We start from the raw sequence: 25,160 nt of genomic DNA on the forward strand, positions 1-25,160 counted from the left end.
CCAAGACTATACGGCGATCGCGGCATGTCGGCCAGCGACTGCGCGATTATCGGCTACTGCCGCGAGGGTAGCGCGAGGGCAGCGAACTCGCGAGCGGTCCCTCGGCGGCCTCCGTCTCCTTCGGCAACTGGCCCTCATGATGCCGCCCGAGCCACCATCCGAGCGCGGCCCATGCGATCGCCAGCACCGCGCCCGCCAGCGCCACCACCGCGGGATGGCTCGACAGCGCGTCGATGGCGGTCTTGACCCACGCGCTGACCGCGTCGCCCGCACGGTACACGGCAGTATCGATAACGTTTTTCGCCTTGTACTTGGTCTCGGGATCGACGACCGTAAACAGCATCTCGCGGCCCGGCCGCAGCAGCGCATATTCCCCGACGCGCCGCACGATCATCGCCCCCGCGAGCACGGCAAAGGTCGGGTAGAACGCCAGCACGACAAAGCCGATCGTCACCAGCACGGGCACCGAGGTGAGCAGGGCGGTCACGCCGTAGCGCCGCGCCACGCGGCCCGAAAAAAACAGCTGCACGAGGATGGTCAGCGCCTGCACGGTGGCGTCGAGCGCGCTGAACACCCGCGTCTGCTCCGCCCGCGACGGATAGGCCTCGGCGACGAGCCGCGCCTGCTCGAAGTACAGGAACGTGCTTGCGGTGGCGAGCAGGATCACGAACAGGCTGATGCCGAGCAGATAGCGCGAGCGCACGACGAGCGTGAGGCCCGCCCACAAACCGCCCCCCACCGCGTGAGAGGGGTCGGCCGATCGGCCGTTGGGAAGGGGATCGTCCCCATCGGCCGCGTTGCCGTCCACCCCCGCGCCTTCGCGGGCGCGCCAGCCGAAGAGATAGCCGACGCCCGGCAGCGTCGCCGCCAGCAGCGCCGCGGACAGCAACATCAGCCCCGTCAGCCCGATACGTTCGACGAGCCAGCCGCCCAGCACCGGGCCGGCCAGTCCGCCGGCACTGGCGCCGGCGGCGATCAGCGCGAACAGCCGGCGCGCCTGCCCGGGACGAAACACGTCGGCCATCAGGCTCCACGCGACCGAGACCACGAACAGGTTGAACACGGACAGCCACACGTAGAACACGCGCGCGAGCCACACGTTGTCCGGCGCGCGCTGCGTGGCAAACGCAAACGCAAGCAGGTTGGCGATGAAGAACGCATAGACCCAGGGTACGAACCGCCGCCGCGGCAACCATGCGCAGACCGCGCCGTAGATCGGGATGGCGACCAGCATGACCACGAACGTGGCCGTGAACAGCCATTGCAGATTACGTACGCCGCCCGCGATGCCCATGGTCTCGCGCACGGGCCGCAGCATGAAGTAGCTGGCGAACAGGCAGAAGAAGAACAGGAAGGCGGCGACCACCGCGCCGGTCTCGCCGGACCGCAGGCCGAAACCGCGCAGCAGGCGATGGGGGACCCCGCCGGAACGCTGGTCGGGCGGGAGGCCGGGTACGGGAGCGTCGCTCATGCGTCGCGTCTCATCCCGGCATCACGCCAGCAGCGCCGCGATGCGCGCGCGCTCGCGCGAATCGGGCATGCGGCCATGACCGGCCGCGAGGTTGTCCGCCATGTTCTTCGGCTTGGACGTGGCTGGAATTGCGCAGGTCACCGCCGGATGGCTGACGATGAATTTCAGGAACAGCTGGCCCCAGGAGTTGCAGTCGATCTCGCCCGCCCAGTCGGGCAGCGGACGGCCCTTGACCGCGGCGAAGATATTGCCGTCCTGGAACGGCCGGTTGATCAGCACGGCCACGCCGCGATCGCGCGCGAGGGGCAGCAGCTCGTTCTCGGCATTGCGGTCGCCGGCGGAGTAGTTGACCTGCAGGAAATCGACGCGCTCGCTGCGCAGGATCTGCGCGAGCTGATCGTGCGCTTCGTCACGATAGTGCGTGATGCCGATATAGCGGATCTTGCGCTGCTCCTTCAATTGTCGCAGCCACCGCAGGTTCTCGCGCCAGTCGACCAGGTTGTGCACCTGCAGCAGATCGACGGTATCGGTCCGCAGATCGGCGAGCGACCGGGCAAACTGTGCCGGCGCGTTGGTATGGCTCGTGGAGATCTTGGTCGCCAGGAACACGCGCTTGCGCGCATGCGGGGGCGTGGCGGCTTCGATCAGGTCGCCCGTGACGGCTTCCGAGTTGCCATAGCTCGGCGCGGTGTCGACCACGGTGTTGGAGGCATCGCGCAGCAGCAGCGAGAGGACGTCGGCCAGCGGTGCGCGTTCCTCGCTGCCCTTGCCCACGTCGAACGTGCCCGAGGTCCCCATGCCGATGACCGGCAGCGCTTCGGTCGTGCCGGGAATGGTGCGTCGCAGCGGAGCCGCGACGGTGGCGGCGGCGGCCGTGGCGCCCCGCGCGCCCGGACTGAGGGGCAGCGCGAGCGCGGCGGCAAGACCGAGGAATGCACGGCGATCCAAAGCACGGCGATCCAAATCACGGCGATCCAAATCACGGCGATCCAAAGGCATGGCGGCGTCCTCCAAGCGTCGGGTCCGGTGACCTTAGCGCTTTGTCCGCCGCTTGTAAACACGCCGCCGCCGCGTGACCGCCGAGTGGAAAGCGTCCGAGGTCAGTCCGCCAGCCGCGTCACATGCCGGATACCCTGCCGCACCATCTTGGAATAGGGGCAGACGCGTTCCGTCTGATGGATCAGTTCTTCCGCGATCGCCGCGTCCATGCCGGGCAGATGGACACGCAGTTCCGCGGTCAGCATATAGAGCCCGTCAACGGGATCGCGGCCGAACTCGACGTGCGCCTCGACCCTGGCATCCACGATCCGGATGCCCGCGCGCGTCGCCAGCAGGTACATCGCACCGTGGAAGCATGCGGCATAACCCGCCGCGAACAGCTGCTCGGGATTGGGCGCACCGCCGGGTCCGTCGAGTTCCTTCGGCATGCGAAGGTCCACGGCCAGATCGCCTTCGTGCGAACAGACGATGCCTGAGGCCCGGCCGTGCCCCGTGTCGCCACCCGACACCGTGACCATGGCGTGATAGAGCGGGAGAAAGTCCCTGCCGGTGTACTTGTCCAGCAGGGCGGTAGACGGCGGGCGGAGTTGGTTCATGCGCGGATGGCCTGCTGTGATCGCCTCGCCCGCGGCTAGCGCTTCGCCTGCGCGGCCACCCACTGTTCGAGGCCGATCTTGCCCAGGCGCGCCTCACCGGCGGGCACGAGTGTGTCGTCCGCGAGGCGCGCGCCGAAGTAGCGCGCCTCGGGGTCGCTCACGATCTTGCGCGTGTCGCCGGTCAGCGCGAAGTAGCGCGCCATCAGCGCCGCCATGCTCAGGCGATCGGGGCCCGCGATCTGGGTCACGCCATGACGGGGCGCGCCGAGCGCCGCATCGGCGACGGCCTCGGCGACGTCGTCGGAGGCGATGGGCTGGATCGACGCGGTGGACAGATGCACGGCATCGCCCTGCGTGCCCGATTGCGCGATGCCGCCGAGGAATTCGAAGAACTGTGTCGCCTGCACGATCGTGTAGGGCACGCCCGCGTCGCGGATCAGGGCTTCCTGCGCGATCTTCGCGCGGAAATAGCCGCTCTCGGCGAGCTTTTCGGTGCCCACGACGGACAGCGCCACGTGATGCTTCACGCCAGCGGTCTTTTCCGCCGCGAGCAGATTGCGGCCGGACGTTTCGAAGAACGCGAGCACGGCCTTGTCTTCGAACGACGGCGAGTTGGCGACGTCGACCACGACGTCGGCCCCCTCGAGCGCCTGCGCGAGGCCTTCGCCCGTGATGGTGTTAACGCCGGAAGCCGGCGAGGCGGCTACGGCCCGATGCCCGCGGCCGCGGAGCAGCGCGACGACCTTGCTGCCGATGAGGCCGGTGCCTCCAATGACGACGATGTTCATGGCGAATCTCCCCCAACGATCAATGAATTTTTCCATGGTAGACATGCTCCATGCGTGCCGGAAGCCATGTCGGCGGCCTCAGCGTGTTGTCGTTGACGCACCAATGGTCACAATGGAAACGGCAGGGTCAGGTCGAGCGCGCGCGTCCACTCGGTGACGTCGTCGACGAACACGCGAATGCGCGCGGGCAGCTGCTTGCGGCTCAGATAGCAGACGTAATGGCCGCGATCGGCCGGGGCGTAGCGTCCCAGGCACGCGATGAGCCGGCCGTCGCGCAGCAGGTCGCACACCTGATAGGCCGCGAGCTGTGCGATGCCTTGCCCCGCGAGTACCGACTGGAGCACGAGTTCCGCGTCGTTGAACGTCTGCCGCGACGGGGGCGTGAGCGTATGCGTACGGCCTTCGACCTTGAACTCCCATTCGCGCATGCGCCCGGTCGCCCCGCGATAGTTGATGCAGCGATGCGCGGTCAGCTCGTCGAGATGCATCGGCATGCCGTGGGTGCACGCGTAGGCGGGCGATGCGCAGGTAACGAGCTGCATGGGGATCAATTGCCGCGCCACGATCTGGCTGTCTTCCATGCGCCCGTCGCGAAATGCCACGTCGACACGGTCGCTCGTGAAGTCCGCGGGCCGGTCATCGAGCTGGAAGTCGAGCGAGATATCGGGGTAGCGCGCATGAAACGCGCCGAGCATCGGCGCGATGATCCGCCGGCCGAAGCCGGGGCTCGCGCGCACGCGGAGATGCCCGCGCGGCGGGCCGGCCCGGAGCTCGCGCATGTCTTCGATCGCCTGCGTGATGCGGTCCATGCCCGGGCTGCAGTTCCGGAAGAACATCTCGCCTTCGCGCGTGAGCGAGGTGCTGCGCGTGGTCCGCACGAACAGCCGCGTGCCGAGCTGCGCCTCGAGCTTTTGTACATTGCGGCTGACCGCCGAGCGGCCGATGCCGAGGCGGTCTCCGGCGCGGGCGAAGCTGCCTTCGCTGACCACGGCGAGAAACGCGACGACGCCGGCGTAACTGGTGGCAAAGCCGGTCGCAAGGGGGTCCGCGACCGAATTTGCGACCGAATTTGCGACCGGATGCGCGGACGAACGAGGGGAGGCTGGCGTGCGGGCAAGGGTATCCATACCCGCCTAGACGAGCGACGGCCGTTGCTTGTGACAACGGCCGTGCAAAAAGATGCGCCGGCGGCCCGGAAACGTTACTTCACCGGCGTCAGGATCGGCGCGCCCTTCTCCTTCAGCAGCACGACCACGAACTTTGCCGGCTTCGTCGTGCTGGCATTGCGGCCCACGGTATGGATGTCCGCGGGCCCCTCGTGGAACGCCTGGCCCGGTCCGAGCGTCACTTCCTTGCCACCCTTGACGCCCATGACGATCGAGCCTTCCAGCACGTAGATGAAGCCGTGCGCGTCGTGGCGATGGATGGGGTCGGCCGCGCCCGGCGCGTACTCGACGGTGATCATCACCGCTTCCTTGCCCGGATAGTCGGGAAGCGCCTGCGTCATGACGGGCGTGACCGTCACGCCGTCTTGCGTGACGCCGCCGGCGGCGGCCGCCGGCCGGGCCATGACCAGCGCGCCGGTGAGCACGCCGGCGAGCAGGCCGACGCGCGACAGCGTCGCGCCAGGCCGGGTGGCGAATCGGATGCCGAAACCAGTCTTGCGCATGGCATCACTCCAGATTGGCCTTGGTCAGCCCGAACATCTTGTCCTGCGAACCCGGCACGCTCTGGAATGCGACATTCACGCGGTTCCAGGCGTTGATGGACATCACGTGGTACGTCAGCTCCACGAGCTCCTGCTCGGAAAACTGCGTGCGCACGCGCTCGTACACGTCATCGGGCACGCCGTGCGGCGGCAGTTGCGTCAGCACTTCGGTCCACGCGAGCGCGGCGCGTTCGCGCGGCGAGAACAGCGTGGACTCGCGCCAGATGGCCACGTGATACAGGCGCAGCTCGCGCTCGCCATGGATCTTGGCCTGCTTGACGTGCATGTCGAGGCAGAATGCGCAGCCATTGAGCTGCGAGGCGCGGACTTCGATCAGATGCTGGATCGACCCTTCGATCTTGCTGATTTTGACCAGCGCCATGCTGAACTCGGCGAACTTCTTGAACAACTCGGGGGACTGCTCGATGTAGTTGAGGCGTTGGGTCATGATGGCTCCTGGCAGGGTGATGGGAAGCGTCCGGCGCGGAGGGCCGGCAAAAAGCGGCGGCGAAAAGTGGCCGCGCAAGGGCCGCCGCTCAGAAGCCATCTTAGGGAACGGACGCGCGCCCCGGTAGCCACGTGGAAGGGCTCACATTGTTGAGCGCGGGACACCAATGCCGGGCCGGCCCGGCTTTACCGCAGTCGGGCAGTCAGTGGGCCAGCCCCGCGCCATGCGACGCGGCGATACGCGCCAGCTTGTCGGGGTTGCGCTGCACGAGGACGCGCAGGATGCGCTCGCCATCGGTCTCGTACGACTGCGCCGACTCGAGCAGCCCGTCCACGTACCGCAGCAACGCCCACTCGCCATTGAGCCGCACGAGCTCCACGCGTGCCGCCGCGCCGAATCGCCGATGGCCCGCATAGAACAGCTGCGCGATACGCCGCCCGCCGAGAAGGGGTTTCGGAATGCTCCGAACCTTGCCGCCGCCGTCGCCCATGAGTTCGGCATCGGGGGCAAGCATGCCGCTGAGCGCGGTGAAGTCGCCGGCCTCCACGGCATGGGCGAAGGCCTGCAGCAACTTGTGCTGGACCTCGCGCGGCACGGCGAAGCGCGGCCGCTCGTCGCGTACCTGCGTGCGCGCGCGGCTCACGATCTGCCGGCACGCGGCCTCGCTCTTGCCGACGATGGCCGCGATCTCGCCGTAGTCGACGTCGAAGACGTCCCTGAGCAGGAACGCCGCGCGCGCTTCGGGCGTCAGGCGCTCGAGCACCCTGAGGAATGCCACGGACAGATCGTCCGCGCGTTCGTGGATTTCTTCGGGAGTGGGCGGCGATGCGTCCAGCAGCGGCTCGGGCAGCCAGATACCGGTGTAATGCTCGCGCTGGATCTTGGCCGCGCGCAGGCGGTCGATCGCGATGCGCGTCGTCACGGCCACGAGCCAGGCCTCGGCATTTTCCACCTCGTCACGGTTCGTGCCATGCCAGCGCAGCCAGGCATCCTGCACGGCGTCCTCGGCCTCGGCCACCACGCCGAGCATGCGGTAGGCGATACCGAGCAGGCGAGGCCGAAGGCGATGGAAGGTAGCGGTGAGGTCATCCATGGCGGCGGGCCGAGAGAACGCGTCGAGGTCGATGGCGACTGGGATCGGAAAAGGCTGATTCTAGCTCAGACGTTTTGAGAAACGTCCCATATACGGACAGGGGCGGGATGCGAAGAATGGACCTGTCGCCGCTTCGTGGCGATCGTCGCGCGGCGGGCGCCGTGGCGCGCGATGTGAACTGTTTCGGCGCAGAGGAGAACCCCTGCATGCATCGCATGACCTGTCGCGAGACATCGGATTTCACGATCCCGCCCTTAATACGCGGGGCCTCGATTTTCAGGCCCTTGGGGTGACGGTGTCTTGAGGGGCCGGACGGACCCTTGGGACCGTCCGGTTTTCACCGCATGCCGAGCGCGATGGACTACTGAGGCTTCAGCCCGTTGTAGAACGCCGCGAGATTGGCGATGTCCGCATCGGTCAGCGGCTTCGCCATCGTGTTCATCATCTCGTCCTTGCGCTTGCCCGAGCGGTAGTCCTTCAGCGCCTTGATCAGGTACGGCTCGGTCTGTCCCGCGAGGTTCGGAGCCTCGGGCAGCTTGGACATGCCGTCGAGCCCATGGCACGCGGAGCACTGCACCGCCTTGGCGCGGCCCGCCTGCGCATCGCCGGCGTGGGCGCCGGCGGTGAAGGCGGCGCCCGCCGCGCATGTCATGACCAGCGAGGCCCGCAGCGCCGCGTTCCGGAACACACCCGTCATTTTGCCCCCGAGTAAGAGATGCGATAGATTGCGCCGGCATAGTCGTCCGACACGAGCAGCGAGCCATCCGCCAGCGGCAACACGTCAACGGGGCGGCCCATGTACTCGCCGGTGGGCGTGAGCCAGCCTTCGGCAAATACCTCCGTTTCGCCGGCGGTGCCATCGGACTTGACCGCCGTGTACATGATGCGGGCGCCGATCGGCTTGGTGCGGTTCCACGAGCCGTGCTCGGCCGCGAACACGCCGCCCTTGTATTTGGCGGGGAACATGGTGCCCGAGTAGAACGTCATGCCGAGGTCGGCCGCGTGCGCGGCGTATTCGACTTCGGGGAACACGACGCCGGCCGGCACCTTGGCGTCCTTGTATTCCACCGTGCGGACCTTGCCGCCGCCATACCATGGGAAGCCGAAGTTCAGACCCGCCTTGGGGGCCCGGTTGAGTTCGCCCGGAGGCTGGTCGTCGCCCATGCCGTCAACCTGGTTGTCGGTGAACCACAGCACCTTGTCGGCGGGGTTGAAGTCCATGCCGACGGAATTGCGGATGCCGAGCGCGAAGACCTCGCGGTTCTTCCCGTCCTGGTCCATGCGGATGATGCCCGCAAGGCCAGCCTTGTCGAGCGCGGCCAGCTTATCCTTGGGCGGCACGTTCCACGGCTGGCCGAGCGTGATGTACAACTTCTTGTCCGGCCCGATGCGGCAGGTCCGGGCGCCGTGGTTGAAGCTTTCGAACTCGGTCGGGATCAGCTTGCCTTGCGGCACGACGACCGCGGCAGCCACGTCGGGGCCGCCTTCGCCGAAGAATTGCGCGGCGGGGAAGGCGAGCACGCGGTTCTGCTCGGCCACGTACAGCACGCCGTCCGGCGAGAAGCACACGCCGTTGGGCACCTTGAAGTTGATCGCCGTGGCGAACGCCACCACGTCGTCGGCGACGCGCCGCTTGGTGCGGTCCGTGACCTGCCATACGCGATTCTTGCGCGTGCCCGCGAACACCACGCCCGTGGATGGCTCGAGGGCCATGTGGCGGGCGTCGGGCACGACGGCATAGAGCTCGATCTTGAACCCTTGCGGCAGCTTGATCTGCTTCAGGTTCTCCCTGAGCGCGTCGGCTTTCTGCCCGGTCTGCGGCACACTTTCCGGCGTGGCGGTGCCGGTTGGCTTGAACTGCTGAAGCTTGCTCAGATTCGCGTCGGCCGCGATGGCCGGCGTGGCGGCGGCCAGCCACGCTGCGGCGGCCAATGGCAAGAGCCTGGGGAGGTAGCCCATGTGATTGTCTCCGGAGGTATCTGTTTGCTTTTGAGCCCGCGACTGCAAAAGGAACAACCATCCAACGGATCGGATCCCCTGCCTGGCGGGGTGTGACACGACGGGGTATGACAGGAAAGAGCTTAGGACAAACTTTTGTGCTGCGGAAAGCTCGATTTCCGGTCGGGGGGGAAGGGGGCCCTGAGTGCGGGCCTGAAAGGGGAGGCTATCTCTACGTATAGGATGGGTGGGGAGAGCAAGGGAGACGAAGCCCTCTCCCCGGGGGAGAGGACAACGGACGTTATCCCGCGTGCTTCCCATCCTGATCCGGCGGCGCCGACACGCCCGACCGGTCCATCCCGGCCAGCACACCGGAGAAGCCGTTGGAGGCGGAATGGCTGGCGCCATCCGGCAGCCAGTCGGTCAGGCGGCTGATGGCCCCCTCGCGGCGACGGGCGCCTTCGGTGAAGGGGTCGCGCGGCGCGTTGTGGAACGTGTAGCCATACCGGTCGCCGGACGTCGCGCTGGTACGCGGCTCCGCGGAGGAAGCGTGGGAAGCGTTGGCTAGCGAGGCAGCGCCGGCGATGAGGGCCGCGAGCGAGAAATGAATGATGCGTTGCGTCATGTCGAACTCCGAAGAGAGGCAATTGGGCACACTGGTCTGCTCCCCAGCCAGCGCCCTTGTCGAGGGGCGGTCATGGATTCAAGGCGTCCGGAGGAGGCGCCGCCCCTGTGCACCACCACCGTGCCTGAATGCTAGGGAGCGCACCGCGCTGGCGCAGCCATCCATGCGGACGCCCGCACCGCGCATAGGTCTCGGCCCCCTATCCAGCCGTATGGGCACGACGATGCGGAAGCGCAGGCCGCCCATGAAACAAGGTTCGAAAACGGCGAACGATGGATAGGAGCGGCCATTCCGAACCTGAAAGCTCAAGAATTTCCGCGCTGCGGCATTTTGTCGCGTAAACGTGTCGCATCATCGGGGTTTCGCTTTTGCCCGACATCGCAGACAATGCTGCCGCTGACGCTTGCGTAGTAGTACGTAGCCATTGCACAGACGATCACGTTTTCCGCAAATCGCACGGACACGGGCGCGGGGTGCCCCTTCGCCCGCCTATACGAACATATAGTTATCCGGGCGAAGGGCCGCCCCTATGATCCGGCCCACGGGTGCTGCGACGATTGGGTTGCAGATCGCCGCATGCTCACGAGGCTGGGGTACTCGCTTGCAGAACACGCTGATTGTTGCCATCGTCGATGATGACGAATCCGTTCGCCTGGCTACGTCCAGGCTGGTCCGTTCACTGGGTTGGGAGGTGCGTCCGTACGATTCGGCGCGCGCATTCCTGGACTCGGGAAGGATCGGCGAGGCGGACTGCGTCATCACGGATTTCCAGATGCCCGGCATGACCGGGCTGGAAATGCAGCGCACATTGACCGCGCGCCATTATTCGGTGCCGGTGATCTTCATCACTGCCTACTGCACGGATGCGGTCAGGCGGCAGGCGCTCGACAGTGGCGCGATGTCGGTGCTGCCCAAGCCCGTGGACGGTGCATCGGTGAAGGCCTGCCTCGAACGGGTGGCGTTGAACGCGGGCTAGCTTCCCGCGATCGTCAGCACGGAACATCGCACGGCCCCTCGCATCGAAATTCCCGGCCGCGGCGTCGGGTGATTTGTCACGCGCGCGCCGTGGCACAATCGGCTCCCAATGCATCCCAACTCCCGAATGCTGTCGATCATCGCCGGGGTCTGCGCGTTGGCCATCTTCATGGTCGACGCCATGACCCCACTGGACATCGCCATCGCGGTGCTCTACGTCGTCGTCGTGCTGCTGGTGGCGTCCACCGGCTCGCGCAAGGCCACCATCACCGCAAGCGCGATCTGCGCGGTGCTGACGGTGCTCGGCTATCTGATCTCGACACCGCCGAATTCCGGCGTGGCGCCGCTGGCCCGCTGCTTCGTCAGCCTGCTCGCCAACAGCACGGCCACGCTGCTGGCCCTGCGCGCGGTCGGCAATACCGCGCGGCTGCGCGAGCAGATCCAGATGCTGAACCTCACGCACGACGCCATCGTCGTGCACGACATGGACGACATCATCACGTTCTGGAACCGGGGCGCGCATGAAGTCTATGGCTGGACCGCCGCGGAGGCCGTCGGCCAGTCGATCCACGCGCTTACGCGCACGACGTTTCCGATTCCGATCGAGCATATCCACGACGAGCTGCTGCGCATCGGCCACTGGGACGGCGAAGTCCAGCGCGTGCGCAAGGACGGCCAGCTGCTGACGATTTCGAGCCGCTGGGCGCTGTGGCGCGACGCGCGCGGCAATCCGGTGGCGATCGTGGCCACCAGCAACGACATTACCGACCGCAAGCGCGCGGAGGCGGCGCTTGCGCGCAGCGAGGCGTTCCTCTCGGAAGCGCAGCGGCTCAGCAAGACGGGCAGCATGGCGCTGCAGCCGCCGTACTCGGAAATGGTGTGGTCGACGGAAGCGTATCGGATTCTCGGTTACGATCGCGATGTGACGCCGTCGCCGGAGCTGATCGCCGCGCGCACGCACCCGGACGACCTCGCGCGGGTCAGCGCCGCGCGGCAGATGTTGCGGGAAGGCAAACCCTATATCGATCTCGAACACCGCTTATTGATGCCCGATGGCAGTATTCGGTATGTGCACTTCGTCGCGCGGCGTACCAACGCCGCGCCGCTGCTTCCGGAGTATGTGGGCGCGCTGATGGACGTCACGGACGCGGCCGTCACGCAGGAAGCGTTACAGCGTTCGCAAGCGGAACTCGCGCACGTGACGCGCGTCACAACACTCGGCGAGCTGGCCGCGTCCATCGCGCACGAAGTCAGCCAGCCGCTGGCCGCGATCGTGACCTGCGGTGACTCGGCCGTGCGCTGGCTCGACCGCGCGCCGCCGGATATCGCCGAGGCCCAGTTGTCGATCGGTCAGATGGTCCGCGATGCGCGCCGCGCCACGGACATCATCCATCAGATCCGTTCGATGGCGAAAAAGCGCGATCCGGTCTACGAGCGGCTGGACCTCAACGTGCTCGTGACGGAAGCCGCCAGCCTGGTGCGGCGGGAATTCCAGGCCAACCGCGTGGAGCCGGACATCCGGCTCGCGCCGACGGCACTCTATGTGTCGGGAGACCGTGTACAGCTCCATCAGGTCCTGATCAACCTGCTGGTGAACGCAGTGCAGGCGATGGCGTCCATTCGCGACCGCCGGCGAGATTTGTGGGTCGTCACCGAGCGCGTGCAGGGCGTGCGCTACGCGGCGATCACGGTACGGGATGCCGGCTGCGGATTTCCGCCGGCCGATGCGGACAAGCTGTTCAACGCGTTTTACTCCACAAAAAAGGACGGCATGGGAATGGGGTTGTCAATTTGCCGCTCGATCGTCGAAGCCCATGGGGGAAGAATATGGGCCGAATCGCCTCCGGAGAGAGGTGCGACGCTACGGGTGGAACTTCCGTTGCATGAGGAGGTACTCCAATGAGTCACGGGACGGACGGTGCCGCGGGGAGCGCGATCGTCTACGTCGTCGATGACGACGAATCCATGCGCAACGCGGTGCGCATGCTGCTGCGGTCCGTGGGATTTCGCGTCGAGGTGTTCGCCACGGCCGCGGAATTCCTTGAACAGGAACTCGAAGACGCGCCCAGCTGCCTGATCCTCGATGTCCGCCTGAAAGGGCAGAGCGGGCTCGCGGTGCAGCAGCAGATCATGGAAGAGCGCGTGCCCATTCCGATCATCTTCATGACCGCGCACGGCGATATCGCCATGTCGGTCAAGGCGATGAAGGCGGGCGCCACGGACTTCCTCGCCAAGCCGTTCCGCGATCAGGACATGCTGGACGCGGTGGCCGATGCGCTCGCGCGTGACGAGGAACGCCGCAACTCCGACCGTTCGCTCTCCGAGCTGCGACGGCGCTACGACTCGCTCACGCCACGCGAGCGCGAGGTCATGGCGCTGGTGACGCGCGGACTCATGAACAAGCAGATCGCTTCGGAAATGAGCCTCAGCGAAATCACGGTCAAGCTGCACCGGGGCCAGGCCATGCGCAAGATGGCCGCGCGGTCCCTCGCGGACCTCGTCCTCAAGGCGGAGGCGCTTGGCGTGGCGCCGGCCGGCTGAGGCGCATGGGGTGACGGCGGGCGATTCGGCAAAAACCGGGCGTCACCCTATACAAAGGTATAAGGTCTACAAACTTAATCAGGGCGTGCGTAAACGGATGTCTGTCTGGTTGTCGGCAAGCGGCTGATATACCTTGGAAGGCATGTTGGCGGTGCATGGTTGCACTGCCTTGCCAACCCCCAGACAGCAGGTTTGACATGACCGGAATCACCGCCTACAGCCCTGAACTCAGTTCTGATCCCGCCAGCCCCGTGCGACCCTCGTTCGCCGAATCCCCCATCGGGGAAGAGGTGAACTGGCGCGAACACTCGGCGGGACTCGACGCCACGGCCTTGCGTTCCCGGCATGTGCCTGTCTCCCGCTGGATCCGCGCCGACAACGGCCCGCTCGAGGTGACTCACGACGGTCACGACGCGCATCACTGCATCGGGCTCAGCCTCCGCAGCCTGAATTGCACGTTCCAGTCGGCGGGCCGCCTGATCGTGCAGGGCCGCGTCGCGGCCGGCGCGGTGCAGATCACGGCGCCACGCGTACCCGTCAATGCGACGTTCGAATCCGCCAGCGACGTCCTGCATCTGTTCGTGCCGCAGGGCGTGCTGGCCGATTGCCATCAGGACCTGTTCGGCCGGGCGCACAATGGCGACATCGTGCTGTCCGATCCGCGGCTGATTACCGATACGACGATGGAGCGCCTGGGCCAGGCATTGGCGATGGCGCATACGCAGGACCCGAGCCTGGGCCGGTTGTTCATCGACAGCGTGAGCCTCGCGATCGTGTCGCGTCTGGTCAGCAACCACTTCAACCGCGTGGCCACGCAGTCGCGTCATGTGTCGGGACTGCCGGCCTGGCGTCTGCGCCGGGTGGTGGAGTATATCGACGCGCATCTGTCGGAGGCGATCGGCCTGGCGGATATCGCCGAGAGCGCGGGCCTGACGCGCATGCACTTCGCCGCGCAGTTCCGGCTGGCGACGGGCCTGCGCCCGCATGAATACCTGCTGCGCCGGCGCATCGAGCATGCGCAGGATCTGCTGCGCGATGACAAGGGGAGTGTGCTGGATGTGGCGCTGCGTTGCGGTTTCCGCTCGCAGGCGCACTTCACGACGGTGTTCCGCCGCTTCGTGGGGGATACGCCGTACCGCTGGCGGAGCAAGGTCGCGGTCACGGGCTAAGGGCGTACCGAACGGCAGACCGAACGGCAGCCCGAACGGCGGGCTGAACGACATAGGTCCTTCGAACGCGCGGCCCGGTCGCGTCGACCTATGTCGTTCCCCTCTCCCCCGGGGAGAGGGGCCGGGAGGGGGCCGGGAGAGGGGGCCGGGAGAGGGATCAAACGATCGTTGCGAGTCCCAGCGTCAGCAGCAATGCCACCACGGAGATGATCGTCTCCGCGACCGACCAGGTCTTGAAGGTCTGCGTCACGGTCATGTTGAAGTATTCCTTCACGAGCCAGAAGCCGGCATCGTTCACGTGCGAGAGGATCAGCGAACCGGCGCCGGTGGTCAGCACCAGCAGTTCGGGACGCGTCCCCGGCACGCTGGCCGCGATCGGCGCGACGATGCCAGCCGCCGTGGTCATCGCCACGGTAGCCGACCCGGTAGCGATACGAATCAGCACGGCCACGAGCCACCCAAGCACCAGCACCGACACATGCGCGCTGGTCGCGACGTCAACGATCGCGTTGGAAATTCCCGAGTCCCGCAGCACGCGGCCAAAGCCGCCGCCCGCACCGACCACGAGCGTGATGATCGCCGTCGGCGCCACGCATTCATTGGTGAACTTGAGAATGGTCTCGCGATTGAAGCCCCGTGCCTTGCCGAACGTGAAGAAGCTCACGAGCGTGCCGATGAGCAGCGCCATCACCGAGTTGCCGATCAGCTTCAGGAAGTCGTTGGCGAAGGTCTTCGGGGTGGTGAACAGATCGGCCCAGCTGCCGATCAGCATCAGGATCACCGGCAGCAGGATCGTGAACACGGTGATGCCGAAGCCCGGCAGCGCGTGGCGTTCGGACGCTTCCTCGGTCAGTTGCTCGGCCAGCGGATTGATCGCGGGCAGCTTGACGTAGCGGTCCATCAGCCGCGCGAAGATCGGACCCGCGATGGCGGCTGTGGGAATCCCGACGATCAGCGCATACATGATCGTGCGGCCCATGTCGGCGCCATAAGCCGACACCGCCAGCAGCGCGGCGGGGTGCGGCGGAATCAGGCCGTGCACGACGGAAAGGCCCGCGACCATCGGAATGCCGACGAGCACCATCGACGTGCCCGTGCGCTTGGCCACGTTGAAGGCGATGGGCACGAGCAGCACGAAGCCCACTTCAAAGAATACGGGCAAGCCGACGATGAACGCGATGGTCACCATGGCCCAGTGGACGTTCTTCTCGCCGAAGAAGTCGATCAGCGTGAGCGCCACGCGCTCCGCGCCGCCGGACTCGGCCATCATCTTGCCGAGCATGGTGCCCAGCCCGATCACGAGCGCGATATGCCCGAGCGTGCCGCCAACGCCGGCCTCGAACGATTTGACGATGTCCCCCATCGGCATGCCCGACGCGAAGCCGAGCAGTACCGACACCACGACGAGCGTGATGAACGGGTTGAGCTTGAATTTGGCGATCAGGATCACCAGCGCGATGACGGCGATCAACGCGTACAGCAAGAGCGTGGTTCCGGTTACGGCACCCATGTTGTCTCCTTACGGATGTATGTGGTTGGCTCGAGGGGTAGAAAACTAGAAAGATGAAGCGGGGGAAGCAGAGAAAAAGGCTTATCGTTTGAACGCGACGCAGTCGATCTCGACCTTGCAGTCGACCACCATCGACGATTGCACACAGGCGCGCGCTGGCGGATTCGCACCAAAGTAATCCTTGAAGATGCGATTGAACGAAGCGAAGTCACGCGCATCGTCGAGCCACACGCCGCAACGCACGATGTGCTCGGGACCGTAGCCAGCCTCGGCAAGAATCGCCAGCATGTTGCGAATGGCCTGATGGGTCTGCGGCACGATGCCGCCGTCGACGACCTCGCCATCGACCATCGGCACCTGGCCCGAAACATAGAGCCAGCCATCTGCGCTTACGGCGCGGGCAAAGGGCATGTGCTGGCCACCGGTACCGGTACCGCCTTCCACGCCGTATCGTTTGATTTCCATGAGAGTTCCGGAAGGATAGAAAGTCTAGAGAGGGCTATGCGCGCAGCGACGGCGCGCGCGCGAGGAATCGGCCGGCCCGCAGCCCCGTGGGCGCGCGCTGCTGCCATGACAGTTCGCCGTTCACCCAGACCGCTTCGATGCCCTCGGCGGGCGCCACCGGCTCGGTGAAGGTCGCCGCATCGCGGATCGTGGCGGGGTCGAACAGCACGAGATCGGCCCAGTAGCCCTCGCGCACGAAGCCGCGCTCCTTCAGACCGAAGCGTTCGGCCGAGAGGCCGGTCATCTTGTTGACGGCGACGGTGAGCGGAAACAGTTCCCGATCGCGCGCATAGTGTCCCAGCACGCGCGGAAACGCGCCCCAGAGGCGCGGATGCGGCAGCGGATCGTTGGGCAGGCCGTCGGAACCGATGACCGTGGCCGGATGACGCAGGATGCGGTCGACGTCGGCTTCTTCCATACCGTGGTACACGGCGCCCGCCGGTTGCAGCCGGTGCGCGGCCGTATGCAGGTCCACGCCCCATTCGGCCGCGATGTCCGCCAGCAGGCGGCCGCCCATCGCGGGTTCGGGTTCGGACCAGGTGACAAGGATGTCGAAGTCGCCCGTCACCTGCTTGAGGTCGAGCGTCGAGGAACTGGCGGCATACGGATAGCAGTCGCAGCCGACGAGCTGCCAGCGTTGCGCCTGCTCGAGCGCGTCGAGGACTTCGCCGCTGCGGCCCCAGTTGGCGACGCCCGCGCATTTGAGGTGCGAGATGACGACGGGCACGCGCGCATGGCGGCCGATGCGAAAGGCCTCGTCCATGGCGTCGAGGATCTCCGCGAATTCGCTGCGCAGATGCGTCGCATAGAGGCCGCCGGCGTCGGCGAGCGGTTCGGCGAGCGCGAGGACTTCTTCCGTCGGCGCCGAGTATGCGTTGGCGTAGGCGAGGCCGGTGGACAGGCCAAGCGCGCCAGCGTCGAGCGCTTCCTGCAGCTGCGCGCGCATCGCCGCGATTTCCCCGGCGGTGGCCGCGCGGTCGAAGCGGTCCATATGGTTGCTGCGCAGGGCGGTATGGCCCACGAGCGCGGCCACGTTGACCGCGGGCTGTGCGGCGTCGACGGCCGCGACGTAGCTGCGGAAGTCGGGATAGCGGAACGCGTCCGCATGGCCGAGCAGGTTCATCGGATCGGGCGGATCGCCGGCGAGCGTCACCGGCGCGGCGCTGATGCCGCAGTTGCCGACGATCACCGTCGTCACGCCCTGCGAGAGCTTCGGCGTCATCGCGGGTTCGCGGACCACATTGGTGTCGTCATGCGTGTGCACGTCGATAAAGCCCGGGGCCAGCGCGAGGCCATGGCCTTCCACCACATGCGCGGCGCTGTCCGGGTCGATCGGCGCATCGTCGTCGAGCCAGGCGATGCGCGCGATGCGGCCATCGCGGATGCCGACGTCGGCCATGCGCGCCGCCGCGCCCGAGCCGTCCAGCAGCAGCACGCAGCGAATCAGGGTATCGAAAAGGTGCGGCATGTCAGTCTCCCAGCGGCTGTCGGCTATCGGCATGCGTGCCGCGATGGTCGTCCAGCACATACTTGAGGCGGCGCAGACGTTCCTGGCTCTGGTCCTGATGCAACAGCGCGAGCTGGGTCGCCAGCACGTCGAGCACGAGCAGCATCGCGTAGCGCGACGCCGACGGCTTGAAAATGAAATCCGTCTCGTGCGTCCGCACGGGCAGCAGCACATCCGCGAGCGCGGCCAGCGGCGAGCCGAGCGATGTCACCGCGATGAGTTTCGCGCCGTATTCCCGCGCGATCTCGCAGTTCGCGAGCATCTCCGGCACATTGCCGCTCGCGGAGAAGGCCAGCACGACGTCGTCGCGCACGAGCGTCGCGGCCATCATCTTCTGGAGCAGCGCGTCGTGATAGCTCGCGGCCGGATGGCCGAGCCGCGCGAGTCGATGGCAGGCTTCGTCGGCGAGCATCGTGGACGCGCCGCCCATGCCAAAAGCGTAGACCATGCGCGCGTCGCACAACAGGCGCGCGGCCGCATCGATGCGCTCGGCGTCGATCAGCTTGCGATTGACCTCGAGCGACGCCACCGCATCCGCATGAACGCGATCGGCCAGCGTGGCGGGCGCGGCGGCTTCATGCGCACCGCCGCTGGGCAGAAAGCGCGACCCCACGGCGGTGGCCTGCGCCAGCCGCAGCTTCAGGTCGCGGACGTCGCGGCAGCCAAGCGCCTTGGCCAGGCGCGTCACGCTGGCTTCGCTGACGGCCGCCTTGCGCGCCAGCTCGTTGATACTGGCCGCCGCCGCCGCGGCGACATCCTCGAGGATCACCTGCGCCACCTTCTGCTCGGCCAGCCGCAGGGCGGGCCCACGCTCGGCGATGCGGGTGAGGATGTCGAACGGTGCGGTCATGGCGGCGGTGGGGCGAGCGGTGGAGCGAGGGGTGAATGCGCGTGTTACTTTCTAACAAACGGTGCCGCATGGTAATTTCCCGCTAAAATTACGTCAACCGCGTATTCACCCCCATACCAAAAGCGATGCATGAGACAAAGTACCAGCCGGGCATGATCGACCCGGTGAACAAGGCCATGGGCCGTATGGCGGCGCCGCTGGCTCCCGACGCGGCAGGGGAGGTCGGCTGGCGGCTGCTCGACGAAGATCTGAGCCTGCCAGCGGCGGTGCTCTACGAGGACCGGCTCGCGCACAATCTCGACTGGATGCGCCGCTTCATGGGCGAGTACGGCGTGCAGCTCGCGCCGCACGGCAAGACGACGATGGCGCCCAAGCTCTTCGCGCGGCAGCTCGCGGAAGGCGCGTGGGGCATCACGCTCGCCACCGCGCACCAGACCGCCGCGGCGCACGCGCATGGCGTCCGGCGCGTACTGATGGCCAACCAGCTCGTCGGCCGCCGCAATATGGAAATCATCGCGGACCTCCTTCAGGACCCCGAGTTCGAGTTCTTCACGCTGGTGGACTCGGCCGAGCTCGTCGATCAGCTTGGCGCGTTCTTCCACAAGCGCGGACAGCGGCTGAACGTGCTGATGGAGATCGGCGTGACAGGCGGCCGCACCGGGGTGCGCGACGCCGCGCAGCAGGCGGCGGTGCTGGGCGCGCTCCAGCGCTGGCCCGGCGCGCTGACGCTGGCGGGTGTGGAGGTGTACGAAGGCGTCGTGCAGGAGGAAGAGGGCGTGCGCGCGTTCCTGCGGCGCACGGTCGCCATCACCCGCGAACTGGCGGCGGCGGGCGCGTTTGGCCGCCAGCCCGTGATCCTCTCCGGCGCTGGCTCCGCGTGGTACGACGTGGTCGCCGAAGAGTTCTCGCAGGCAGCGCAGGGGGGGAACATTGAGGCGCCGATCGAGATCGTCCTGCGCCCCGGCTGCTACCTCACGCATGACGTCGGCATCTATCGCGCCGCGCAGGACCGCATCCTCGCGGGCAACCCCGTCGCGCAAAAGATGCGGGAGGGCTTGCTGCCGGCGTTGCAGCTATGGGCGTACGTGCAGTCGATTCCGGAACCGGGCCGCGCGATCATCGGCCTCGGCAAGCGCGACGCCGCGTTCGACGCGGGGCTGCCCATTCCCGCGCGCCACTATCGCCCGCATGGCGGCACCACCGCGCCCGTGGACGCGCCGGCGCACTGGAAAATCGCCGGGATGATGGACCAGCATGCCTATCTCGAGATTCAGGCTGGCGACGACCTGCGGGTCGGCGATATGATTGCCTTCGACATCTCGCATCCCTGTCTGACCTTCGACAAGTGGCGCCATATCCCGGTGCTCGATCGTCAGTACCGGGTCATCGATATCGTGCAGACCTTCTTCTGAGGAGCGACTGCGACATGAGCATCGACATTCTTGCCTACGGCGAACCGCTGGTGGAGTTCAATCAGCAGCCTGACGACCCCTCGCGCTATCTGCAGGGATTTGGCGGCGACACCTCCAACTTCTGCATCGCCGCCGCGCGTCAGGGCGCCACGACGGGCTATATCACCGCGGTCGGCGCGGACAGTTTCGGCGAGCGCCTGCGCGAACTGTGGACGCGCGAACGCGTCGATACGCGCCACGTCAGCGTGAACCCCGCCGCGCCCACCGGCGTGTACTTCGTCTCGCACGACAGCCACGGTCACCGCTTCGACTATCTGCGCGAAGGGTCGGCGGCCGCCCGCTATCACCACGATCAGCTGCCGCTGCCGGCGATCGCGCAGGCGCGCTTCCTGCACGTCTCCGGTATCAGTCTCGCCATCAGCACGTGCGCGTGCGACGCGGGGCTCGCGGCGATGGAGCACGCGCGCAAGGCCGGCGTGCGCGTCTCGCTCGACACCAACCTGCGCCTGCGGCTGTGGTCGCTCGCGCGCGCCCGGGGCATCATGCGCGAGGCGTTTTCGCTGACCGATATCTGCCTGCCGAGCTGGGACGACATCACGGTCCTGACGGGGCTCGACGATCGCGACGCGATTGTCGACTACCTGCTGGGCTGCGGCATCGGACTCGTCGCGCTGAAGCTGGGCGAAGAGGGCAGCTACGTCGCCACGCCCGAATCGCGGGCGCTCGTCCCGCCGTTTCCCGTGCAGCCGCTCGACGCCACGGGCGCGGGCGACTGCTTCGGCGGCAGCTTCATCGCGCGCCTGGCCGCCGGCGCCGATCCGTTCGACGCCGCGCGCTACGCCAACGTGGCGGCCGCGCTTTCCACGACAGGCTACGGAGCGGTCGCGCCCATCCCCCGCGCGGAGGCCGTGCTCGCGCGGCTGGAACAATCCGTCGCCGTGATCGCCTGATCTTTATCGTTTATTGCACCGTTTATTGCTTCGATGACTGCCATGACCACTCCCTCCCTGCTGGACCGCCTCGCCAACGTGCCCGTGATCCCCGTCCTCGAATACCACTCGGTGGAAGAGGCCCTGCACGTGAGCGAGGCGCTCGTGACCGGCGGCCTGCCGTGGCTCGAGATCACGCTGCGCACGCCGGTGGCGCTCGACGCCATCCGAGAGGTCGCCAGGGCGCTGCCGCAGGCGGTGGTCGGCGCGGGTACCGTGCTCAACACGGACCAACTGCATGCCGTGCGCGATGCGGGCGCGCAGTTCGCCGTCTCCCCGGGCCTGACGCAGACGCTGGCCGAGGGCGCGCGCGAAGCAGGTATCTCGCTGCTGCCGGGCGTCGCCACGGCCAGCGAGGCGATGTTCGCGCTCGAAAGCGGCTTTACGTTCCTGAAGTTTTTCCCCGCTGAAGCGGCGGGCGGCGTGCCGATGCTGAAGTCGCTGTACGGCCCCCTCGCACAATTGAAGTTTTGCCCGACGGGCGGCATCGACGCGGCCAGGGCGCCGACCTATCTGGCGCTGCCCAACGTCGTCTGCGTGGGCGGCTCGTGGGTGGTGCCGAAGGATGCGGTCGCGGGCAAGGACTGGGCGCGTATCCGCGGACTCGCCGAGGAGGCCTCGCGGCTGCGCAAGTAAGGCTGCACCAATAAGGCTGCCTTGAATGTGGAACGGGCGCCCGAGGGCGCCCGTTGTCACTGCCGCATTGCAGTGGGCTGATTGCGATGCGCTTATTTCGCCCAGCTTACTTCGCCCGCTCAGCCGAATTCTCCAGCTTCTGGCCGCCTTTCTGCACGTCCTGGCCAACGCCAGCCATCGTGTTGCAGCCCGCCAGGAACGTGGCAACCAGCATGCCCAGGATCCATGCTTTTTTCATCTTCCGACTCCTCATCAGTGGGTGGTGTGGGCCGGGCAGAATTTACCGGCTGCCCTTGTGCATAAAGATGGACGATGGACGGCGGCGTGTAAATTGGTCAACGTCTGACACGCGTGTGCGTGTTCCTCTGACACGCTAGCCCGCAGCCAGCAACTGGCGGGCGCGCGAAACGATCGCCCCGTGCGTCTGGGCCAGCCAGTGAGCGGGGAACGGCTGCGCCAGCAGGTAGCCCTGCATGCTGTGGCACCCCCAGTCGCGGACCATCTCGAGTTGCCGGCGCGTTTCCACGCCCTTGGCGCAGACCACCGCGCCGCTCTCGCGGGCGAGGGTGCAGGCCGCGCGCAGCGGCTCCGCATCGTCCGCGCGCGAGGCTTGCCCCAAATGCCGGGCGTCGAGCGTGACCGCGTCGGGACGCAGGCGCTCCAGCGCGCGGCGTGCCGGCGGGGTATCCGTGAAGTCGCCAAGCGCAATGCGCACGCCCGCCTCGCGCAGCATCGCGGCCTTGCGCGCGCTCGCGGGATCGTCGGGCACGATGCCGGCCGGCACCTCGACGCACAGGCGGCCTTCGGGCACCCCGAAGTCCTCGACACTGCGGCGCAGGAGGTCCAGCGTCTGGGTGCCGAGCAGTTGCTCGCTCGATGCCAGCAGCATGAACTGGACGGGGGCCACGGCTTCGGTGGCGCGCATCAGCGGCAGCAGCGTCTGCAGCAGCCAGCCGCCGATCTCATGCATCATGCCGAGCGTTTCGGCCGCCGGCAGAAAGTCCTGCGGCGCAACGCGGCCGAACAACGCATGCTGCCAGCGGACGCGGACGGTGTAACCCGATACCTCCGCCGTGGCGAACGTCGCCCGCGGCTGCAGCTGCAATCCGAACTCGCCGCGCGCGAGGGCATCGGGCAGCGCGGCAAGCAGGGTGCCCAGTCGCGGTGATACCGGTGCGGCCGCATTGACGATGCCATCGCCGCCGCGCCGATAGACCTGCAGCATGGCGTCGAACGCAAGCTGGAAGTTGCGTTCGGTGGCGATTTCCGGGTGGTCGAGCGAGGTGCCGATGCTGCAGGACAGGAAGAGTTCGTAGCCGTCGATCTGGAAAGGGCGGCCGAGCGCGGCGGCGATGCTGGCGCCGATCGACGCGGCGCCGACGCCTTCGGGCAGCACGCATGCCGCGCCGATGTCGGCGGGGCCAAGCCAGTGCATGACGGCGGGCGTGGCGGCGACGCTGCCGACGCGCGCCTGGATGCACGCGCGCAGCCGGTCGGCGCGCGCCGGGCCGATCGTCTCGCAGACGTTCTGAAACCGGTCGAGGCGGATGACTAAGACGGCGAGGGGGTGCGCGGTACCGGCGGCGGCGCGGTGCGAGTCGAGGGCGGCGATGAAATGAGCGAGTTGCACGGCGGGGGAAGATGACTGTTGCTCTGCCGACGCTAATGCGTGATGTTTTTATTGTGTGCAGGCTCGCATCATACGGTAGCCCGGGAGGGAAGCAGAAGACGCGGGCGGCGCGGCGTGCGCCAGCCGCCCCTTGCTGTTGTTTCTCGTCTATGAGCGGGAATGTCCTAACCTTCGGCGTATTGACCCGAGGACAACGCTTGCAGTAATGGGGGAGGGCGCGGTTTTCCCCTCCCTGAGATGGGCCATCAGCCCGTCGTCTCCTGCGCGGACGGGCGATCAGCCGGTCGTTTCTGGCTCGGGGCCGTCCTCGGGCGGGATGCGGGAGGCCAGCACCTTGTCGATGCGCTTGCCGTCCATGTCGATGATCTCGAATTTCCAGCCGTCCCACTCGACGGTGTCGGCGGTCTGCGGCAGGCGGCCGAGCAGCAGCAACAGCATGCCCGACAGCGTGTGGTAACGCTCCTTGTCCTCTTCCGGCACCACGCGGATGCCCGTGCGGTCCTTGAGTTCCGGCACCGGAATCAACCCGTCGAGCAGCCACGAACCGTCGTCGCGCTGCACGGCCCACTCCTCTCCGGCCGTCTCCGTCTTGAATTCGCCCGTGATGGCTTCGACCAGGTCCTGCAGCGTCACGAGGCCGAGCACCTCCCCGTACTCGTCGATCACGAACGCCATCTGGCCGCCCGACGCGCGGAAGTTCTCGAGCAGCTCCATGCCCGTCACGCTTTCGGGCACGAACACGGCCGCCTGGAGCACCGCCGTCAGTTCCGCGCGCTCGCCGCGCAGCCGGCGCGCCAGCAGCTGGCGCGCGCTCACCACGCCGAGAATGTCATGCATGCCGCCGCGCACGACCGGAAAGCGCGAATGGTCGGATTCCTCGATGCGGCGCAGGTTTTCTTCCTCGGTCGCTTCCACGTCGAGGGCGATCACGTCGCCGCGAGGGACCATCAGCGAGGCGATCTGGCGATCGTCCAGCCGGAACACATTGCGTACCATCGTGTGCTCGTGGTGCTCGATCACGCCGGCTTCGGACCCTTCCACGAGCAGCGCGTGGATTTCCTCCTCGGTCACGGCGGGACCGCGATCCGACTTCACGCCCAGCAGGCGCAGGACCAGCAGCGTGGAGCCGGACAACAGCTTCACGAACGGTTTCGAGGCGACCGACAGGAACGAGATGGGGCGCGCGACGAGGCGCGCGATGGCTTCCGGCGCGAGCTGGCCCAGCCGCTTGGGTACGAGCTCGCCGAGCACGATCGAGAAATAGGTCAGGCCCGCCACCACGATCGCGGTGGCTACGTAACCGGCCGTGGTCGCCGCCATGCCGAACTGTTGCAGCCACGCGCCCAGCGGCGCGGCGAGGGTCGATTCACCGACCACGCCGTTGAGCACGCCGATCGACGTGATACCGATCTGCACGGTAGAGAGGAAGCGCGTGGGATCCTCGCCAAGCTTGACCGCGGCAAGCGCGCCGCGGTCACCGTCCTCGATCAGGCGCTGCAGCCGCGCCTTGCGCGCGGTGACGAGCGCGATCTCGGACATCGCGAACAGACCATTGAGAAGAATCAGCGCCAGCAGTATGGCAATTTCCATCAGGGTGCACGCCCTGTCGCGCGCGGGTATTGAAGAAGAAGGCCTAGCATACCACCCGCGTGTGACGTCGGTCGCGCAAACCGGGGCGACGCCCGGCGGGAAACGTGCGGACGTGTTAACATCGCTCCGCCGTCGGAGAGCCATCTTCGCGGCAACCTGACGTTTTTGTTCACGTCTGTAG

At 67.0% G+C, this 25,160-nt stretch carries 25 protein-coding genes; 7 read left to right on the forward strand and 18 right to left on the reverse strand.

The features are described 5' to 3' along the window. Window positions 1-46: 46 nt before the first annotated feature. The 11 genes from KHP16_RS11585 to KHP16_RS11635 all read right to left on the reverse strand — a co-directional run bounded on the left by KHP16_RS11585 (window position 47) and on the right by KHP16_RS11635 (window position 9,666). Window positions 47-1,471, reverse strand: a complete 1,425-nt coding sequence (locus tag KHP16_RS11585) for an NTP/NDP exchange transporter (protein WP_211960213.1) — start codon at window positions 1,469-1,471, stop codon at window positions 47-49. A gap of 21 nt (window positions 1,472-1,492) precedes the next feature. Further along, entirely contained in the window at window positions 1,493-2,470 is a 978-nt protein-coding gene (locus tag KHP16_RS11590) for an aldo/keto reductase (protein ID WP_211960214.1), read from the reverse strand. A gap of 101 nt (window positions 2,471-2,571) precedes the next feature. Continuing rightward, entirely contained in the window at window positions 2,572-3,066 is a 495-nt protein-coding gene (locus tag KHP16_RS11595; protein ID WP_109583212.1) for an Ohr family peroxiredoxin, read from the reverse strand. 35 nt (window positions 3,067-3,101) lie between these two features. Further along, the gene (locus KHP16_RS11600; RefSeq protein WP_211960215.1) at window positions 3,102-3,854 is read right to left on the reverse strand and encodes an SDR family oxidoreductase; all 753 of its coding nucleotides are present in this window, start codon (window positions 3,852-3,854) and stop codon (window positions 3,102-3,104) included. A gap of 107 nt (window positions 3,855-3,961) precedes the next feature. After that, on the reverse strand, window positions 3,962-4,981 hold the full coding sequence (locus KHP16_RS11605) for a LysR family transcriptional regulator (RefSeq protein ID WP_211960216.1): 1,020 nt from the start codon (window positions 4,979-4,981) through the stop codon (window positions 3,962-3,964). A gap of 74 nt (window positions 4,982-5,055) precedes the next feature. Then, window positions 5,056-5,424, reverse strand: coding sequence for a cupin domain-containing protein (locus KHP16_RS11610; RefSeq protein WP_109583724.1), 369 nt, complete (start codon window positions 5,422-5,424; stop codon window positions 5,056-5,058). A 103-nt stretch (window positions 5,425-5,527) separates the two neighbouring features. Next, a complete protein-coding gene (locus KHP16_RS11615; protein WP_109583209.1) occupies window positions 5,528-6,010 on the reverse strand; it encodes a carboxymuconolactone decarboxylase family protein in 483 nt (160 codons plus the stop codon). 202 nt (window positions 6,011-6,212) lie between these two features. Continuing rightward, window positions 6,213-7,103: an RNA polymerase sigma-70 factor gene (locus KHP16_RS11620; protein WP_109583208.1), complete on the reverse strand. Its 891-nt coding sequence runs from the start codon at window positions 7,101-7,103 to the stop codon at window positions 6,213-6,215. 361 nt (window positions 7,104-7,464) lie between these two features. After that, complete coding sequence (locus tag KHP16_RS11625; RefSeq protein WP_109583207.1) at window positions 7,465-7,800, reverse strand: c-type cytochrome; 336 nt, start codon at window positions 7,798-7,800, stop codon at window positions 7,465-7,467. Further along, window positions 7,797-9,062, reverse strand: coding sequence for a PQQ-dependent sugar dehydrogenase (locus tag KHP16_RS11630; RefSeq protein WP_115953142.1), 1,266 nt, complete (start codon window positions 9,060-9,062; stop codon window positions 7,797-7,799). The genes KHP16_RS11625 and KHP16_RS11630 overlap by 4 nt, the downstream gene beginning before the upstream one ends. Window positions 9,063-9,342: 280 nt before the next feature. Beyond that, window positions 9,343-9,666, reverse strand: coding sequence for a hypothetical protein (locus KHP16_RS11635; protein ID WP_211960217.1), 324 nt, complete (start codon window positions 9,664-9,666; stop codon window positions 9,343-9,345). 601 nt (window positions 9,667-10,267) lie between these two features. Here KHP16_RS11635 and KHP16_RS11640 point away from each other — a divergent pair. The 4 genes from KHP16_RS11640 to KHP16_RS11655 all read left to right on the forward strand — a co-directional run bounded on the left by KHP16_RS11640 (window position 10,268) and on the right by KHP16_RS11655 (window position 14,351). Beyond that, window positions 10,268-10,642 carry a response regulator transcription factor gene (locus KHP16_RS11640; protein ID WP_109583204.1) on the forward strand — a complete coding sequence of 125 codons (375 nt, stop codon included), beginning with the start codon at window positions 10,268-10,270 and terminating at the stop codon, window positions 10,640-10,642. A gap of 108 nt (window positions 10,643-10,750) precedes the next feature. Beyond that, entirely contained in the window at window positions 10,751-12,544 is a 1,794-nt protein-coding gene (locus tag KHP16_RS11645; protein WP_109583203.1) for a PAS domain-containing sensor histidine kinase, read from the forward strand. Then, window positions 12,541-13,182 (forward strand): response regulator transcription factor, encoded by a 642-nt coding sequence (locus tag KHP16_RS11650; RefSeq protein ID WP_109583202.1) that lies wholly within the window; start codon window positions 12,541-12,543, stop codon window positions 13,180-13,182. Before KHP16_RS11645 ends, KHP16_RS11650 begins: the two co-directional genes overlap by 4 nt. 197 nt (window positions 13,183-13,379) lie before the next feature. Continuing rightward, window positions 13,380-14,351 (forward strand): helix-turn-helix domain-containing protein, encoded by a 972-nt coding sequence (locus KHP16_RS11655; RefSeq protein WP_109583201.1) that lies wholly within the window; start codon window positions 13,380-13,382, stop codon window positions 14,349-14,351. Window positions 14,352-14,508: 157 nt separating this feature from the next. On the opposite strand, the gene KHP16_RS11660 is transcribed toward KHP16_RS11655, so the two are convergent. The 4 genes from KHP16_RS11660 to KHP16_RS11675 all read right to left on the reverse strand — a co-directional run bounded on the left by KHP16_RS11660 (window position 14,509) and on the right by KHP16_RS11675 (window position 18,722). Further along, complete coding sequence (locus KHP16_RS11660; protein WP_109583200.1) at window positions 14,509-15,861, reverse strand: GntP family permease; 1,353 nt, start codon at window positions 15,859-15,861, stop codon at window positions 14,509-14,511. An 81-nt stretch (window positions 15,862-15,942) separates the two neighbouring features. Continuing rightward, entirely contained in the window at window positions 15,943-16,326 is a 384-nt protein-coding gene (locus KHP16_RS11665; protein WP_109583199.1) for a RidA family protein, read from the reverse strand. A gap of 34 nt (window positions 16,327-16,360) precedes the next feature. Then, window positions 16,361-17,833, reverse strand: coding sequence for an N-acyl-D-amino-acid deacylase family protein (locus tag KHP16_RS11670; protein WP_211960218.1), 1,473 nt, complete (start codon window positions 17,831-17,833; stop codon window positions 16,361-16,363). Between the two features lies 1 nt (window position 17,834). Beyond that, the gene (locus tag KHP16_RS11675) at window positions 17,835-18,722 is read right to left on the reverse strand and encodes a MurR/RpiR family transcriptional regulator (protein WP_121491536.1); all 888 of its coding nucleotides are present in this window, start codon (window positions 18,720-18,722) and stop codon (window positions 17,835-17,837) included. A gap of 125 nt (window positions 18,723-18,847) precedes the next feature. Between KHP16_RS11675 and KHP16_RS11680 the strand changes: the two genes are divergently transcribed. From KHP16_RS11680 to KHP16_RS11690, 3 genes are read left to right on the forward strand one after another with little or no spacing between them, the layout of a single operon-like run. Further along, complete coding sequence (locus KHP16_RS11680; protein WP_211960219.1) at window positions 18,848-20,134, forward strand: amino acid deaminase; 1,287 nt, start codon at window positions 18,848-18,850, stop codon at window positions 20,132-20,134. A gap of 14 nt (window positions 20,135-20,148) precedes the next feature. Continuing rightward, on the forward strand, window positions 20,149-21,084 hold the full coding sequence (locus KHP16_RS11685) for a sugar kinase (RefSeq protein WP_109583195.1): 936 nt from the start codon (window positions 20,149-20,151) through the stop codon (window positions 21,082-21,084). A 42-nt stretch (window positions 21,085-21,126) separates the two neighbouring features. Beyond that, entirely contained in the window at window positions 21,127-21,759 is a 633-nt protein-coding gene (locus KHP16_RS11690) for a bifunctional 4-hydroxy-2-oxoglutarate aldolase/2-dehydro-3-deoxy-phosphogluconate aldolase (RefSeq protein WP_373561941.1), read from the forward strand. A 106-nt stretch (window positions 21,760-21,865) separates the two neighbouring features. Here KHP16_RS11690 and KHP16_RS11695 read toward each other — a convergent pair whose 3' ends face one another. The 3 genes from KHP16_RS11695 to KHP16_RS11705 form a co-directional block, all read right to left on the reverse strand. Next, window positions 21,866-21,997 (reverse strand): entericidin A/B family lipoprotein, encoded by a 132-nt coding sequence (locus KHP16_RS11695; RefSeq protein ID WP_109583193.1) that lies wholly within the window; start codon window positions 21,995-21,997, stop codon window positions 21,866-21,868. A gap of 135 nt (window positions 21,998-22,132) precedes the next feature. Then, window positions 22,133-23,389 (reverse strand): EAL domain-containing protein, encoded by a 1,257-nt coding sequence (locus KHP16_RS11700; RefSeq protein ID WP_211960220.1) that lies wholly within the window; start codon window positions 23,387-23,389, stop codon window positions 22,133-22,135. Window positions 23,390-23,665: 276 nt separating this feature from the next. Continuing rightward, on the reverse strand, window positions 23,666-24,979 hold the full coding sequence (locus KHP16_RS11705; protein WP_121491534.1) for a hemolysin family protein: 1,314 nt from the start codon (window positions 24,977-24,979) through the stop codon (window positions 23,666-23,668). Window positions 24,980-25,160 lie beyond the last annotated feature (181 nt).

The organism is Cupriavidus plantarum, assembly GCF_905397285.1.
Classification (GTDB): domain Bacteria; phylum Pseudomonadota; class Gammaproteobacteria; order Burkholderiales; family Burkholderiaceae; genus Cupriavidus; species Cupriavidus plantarum.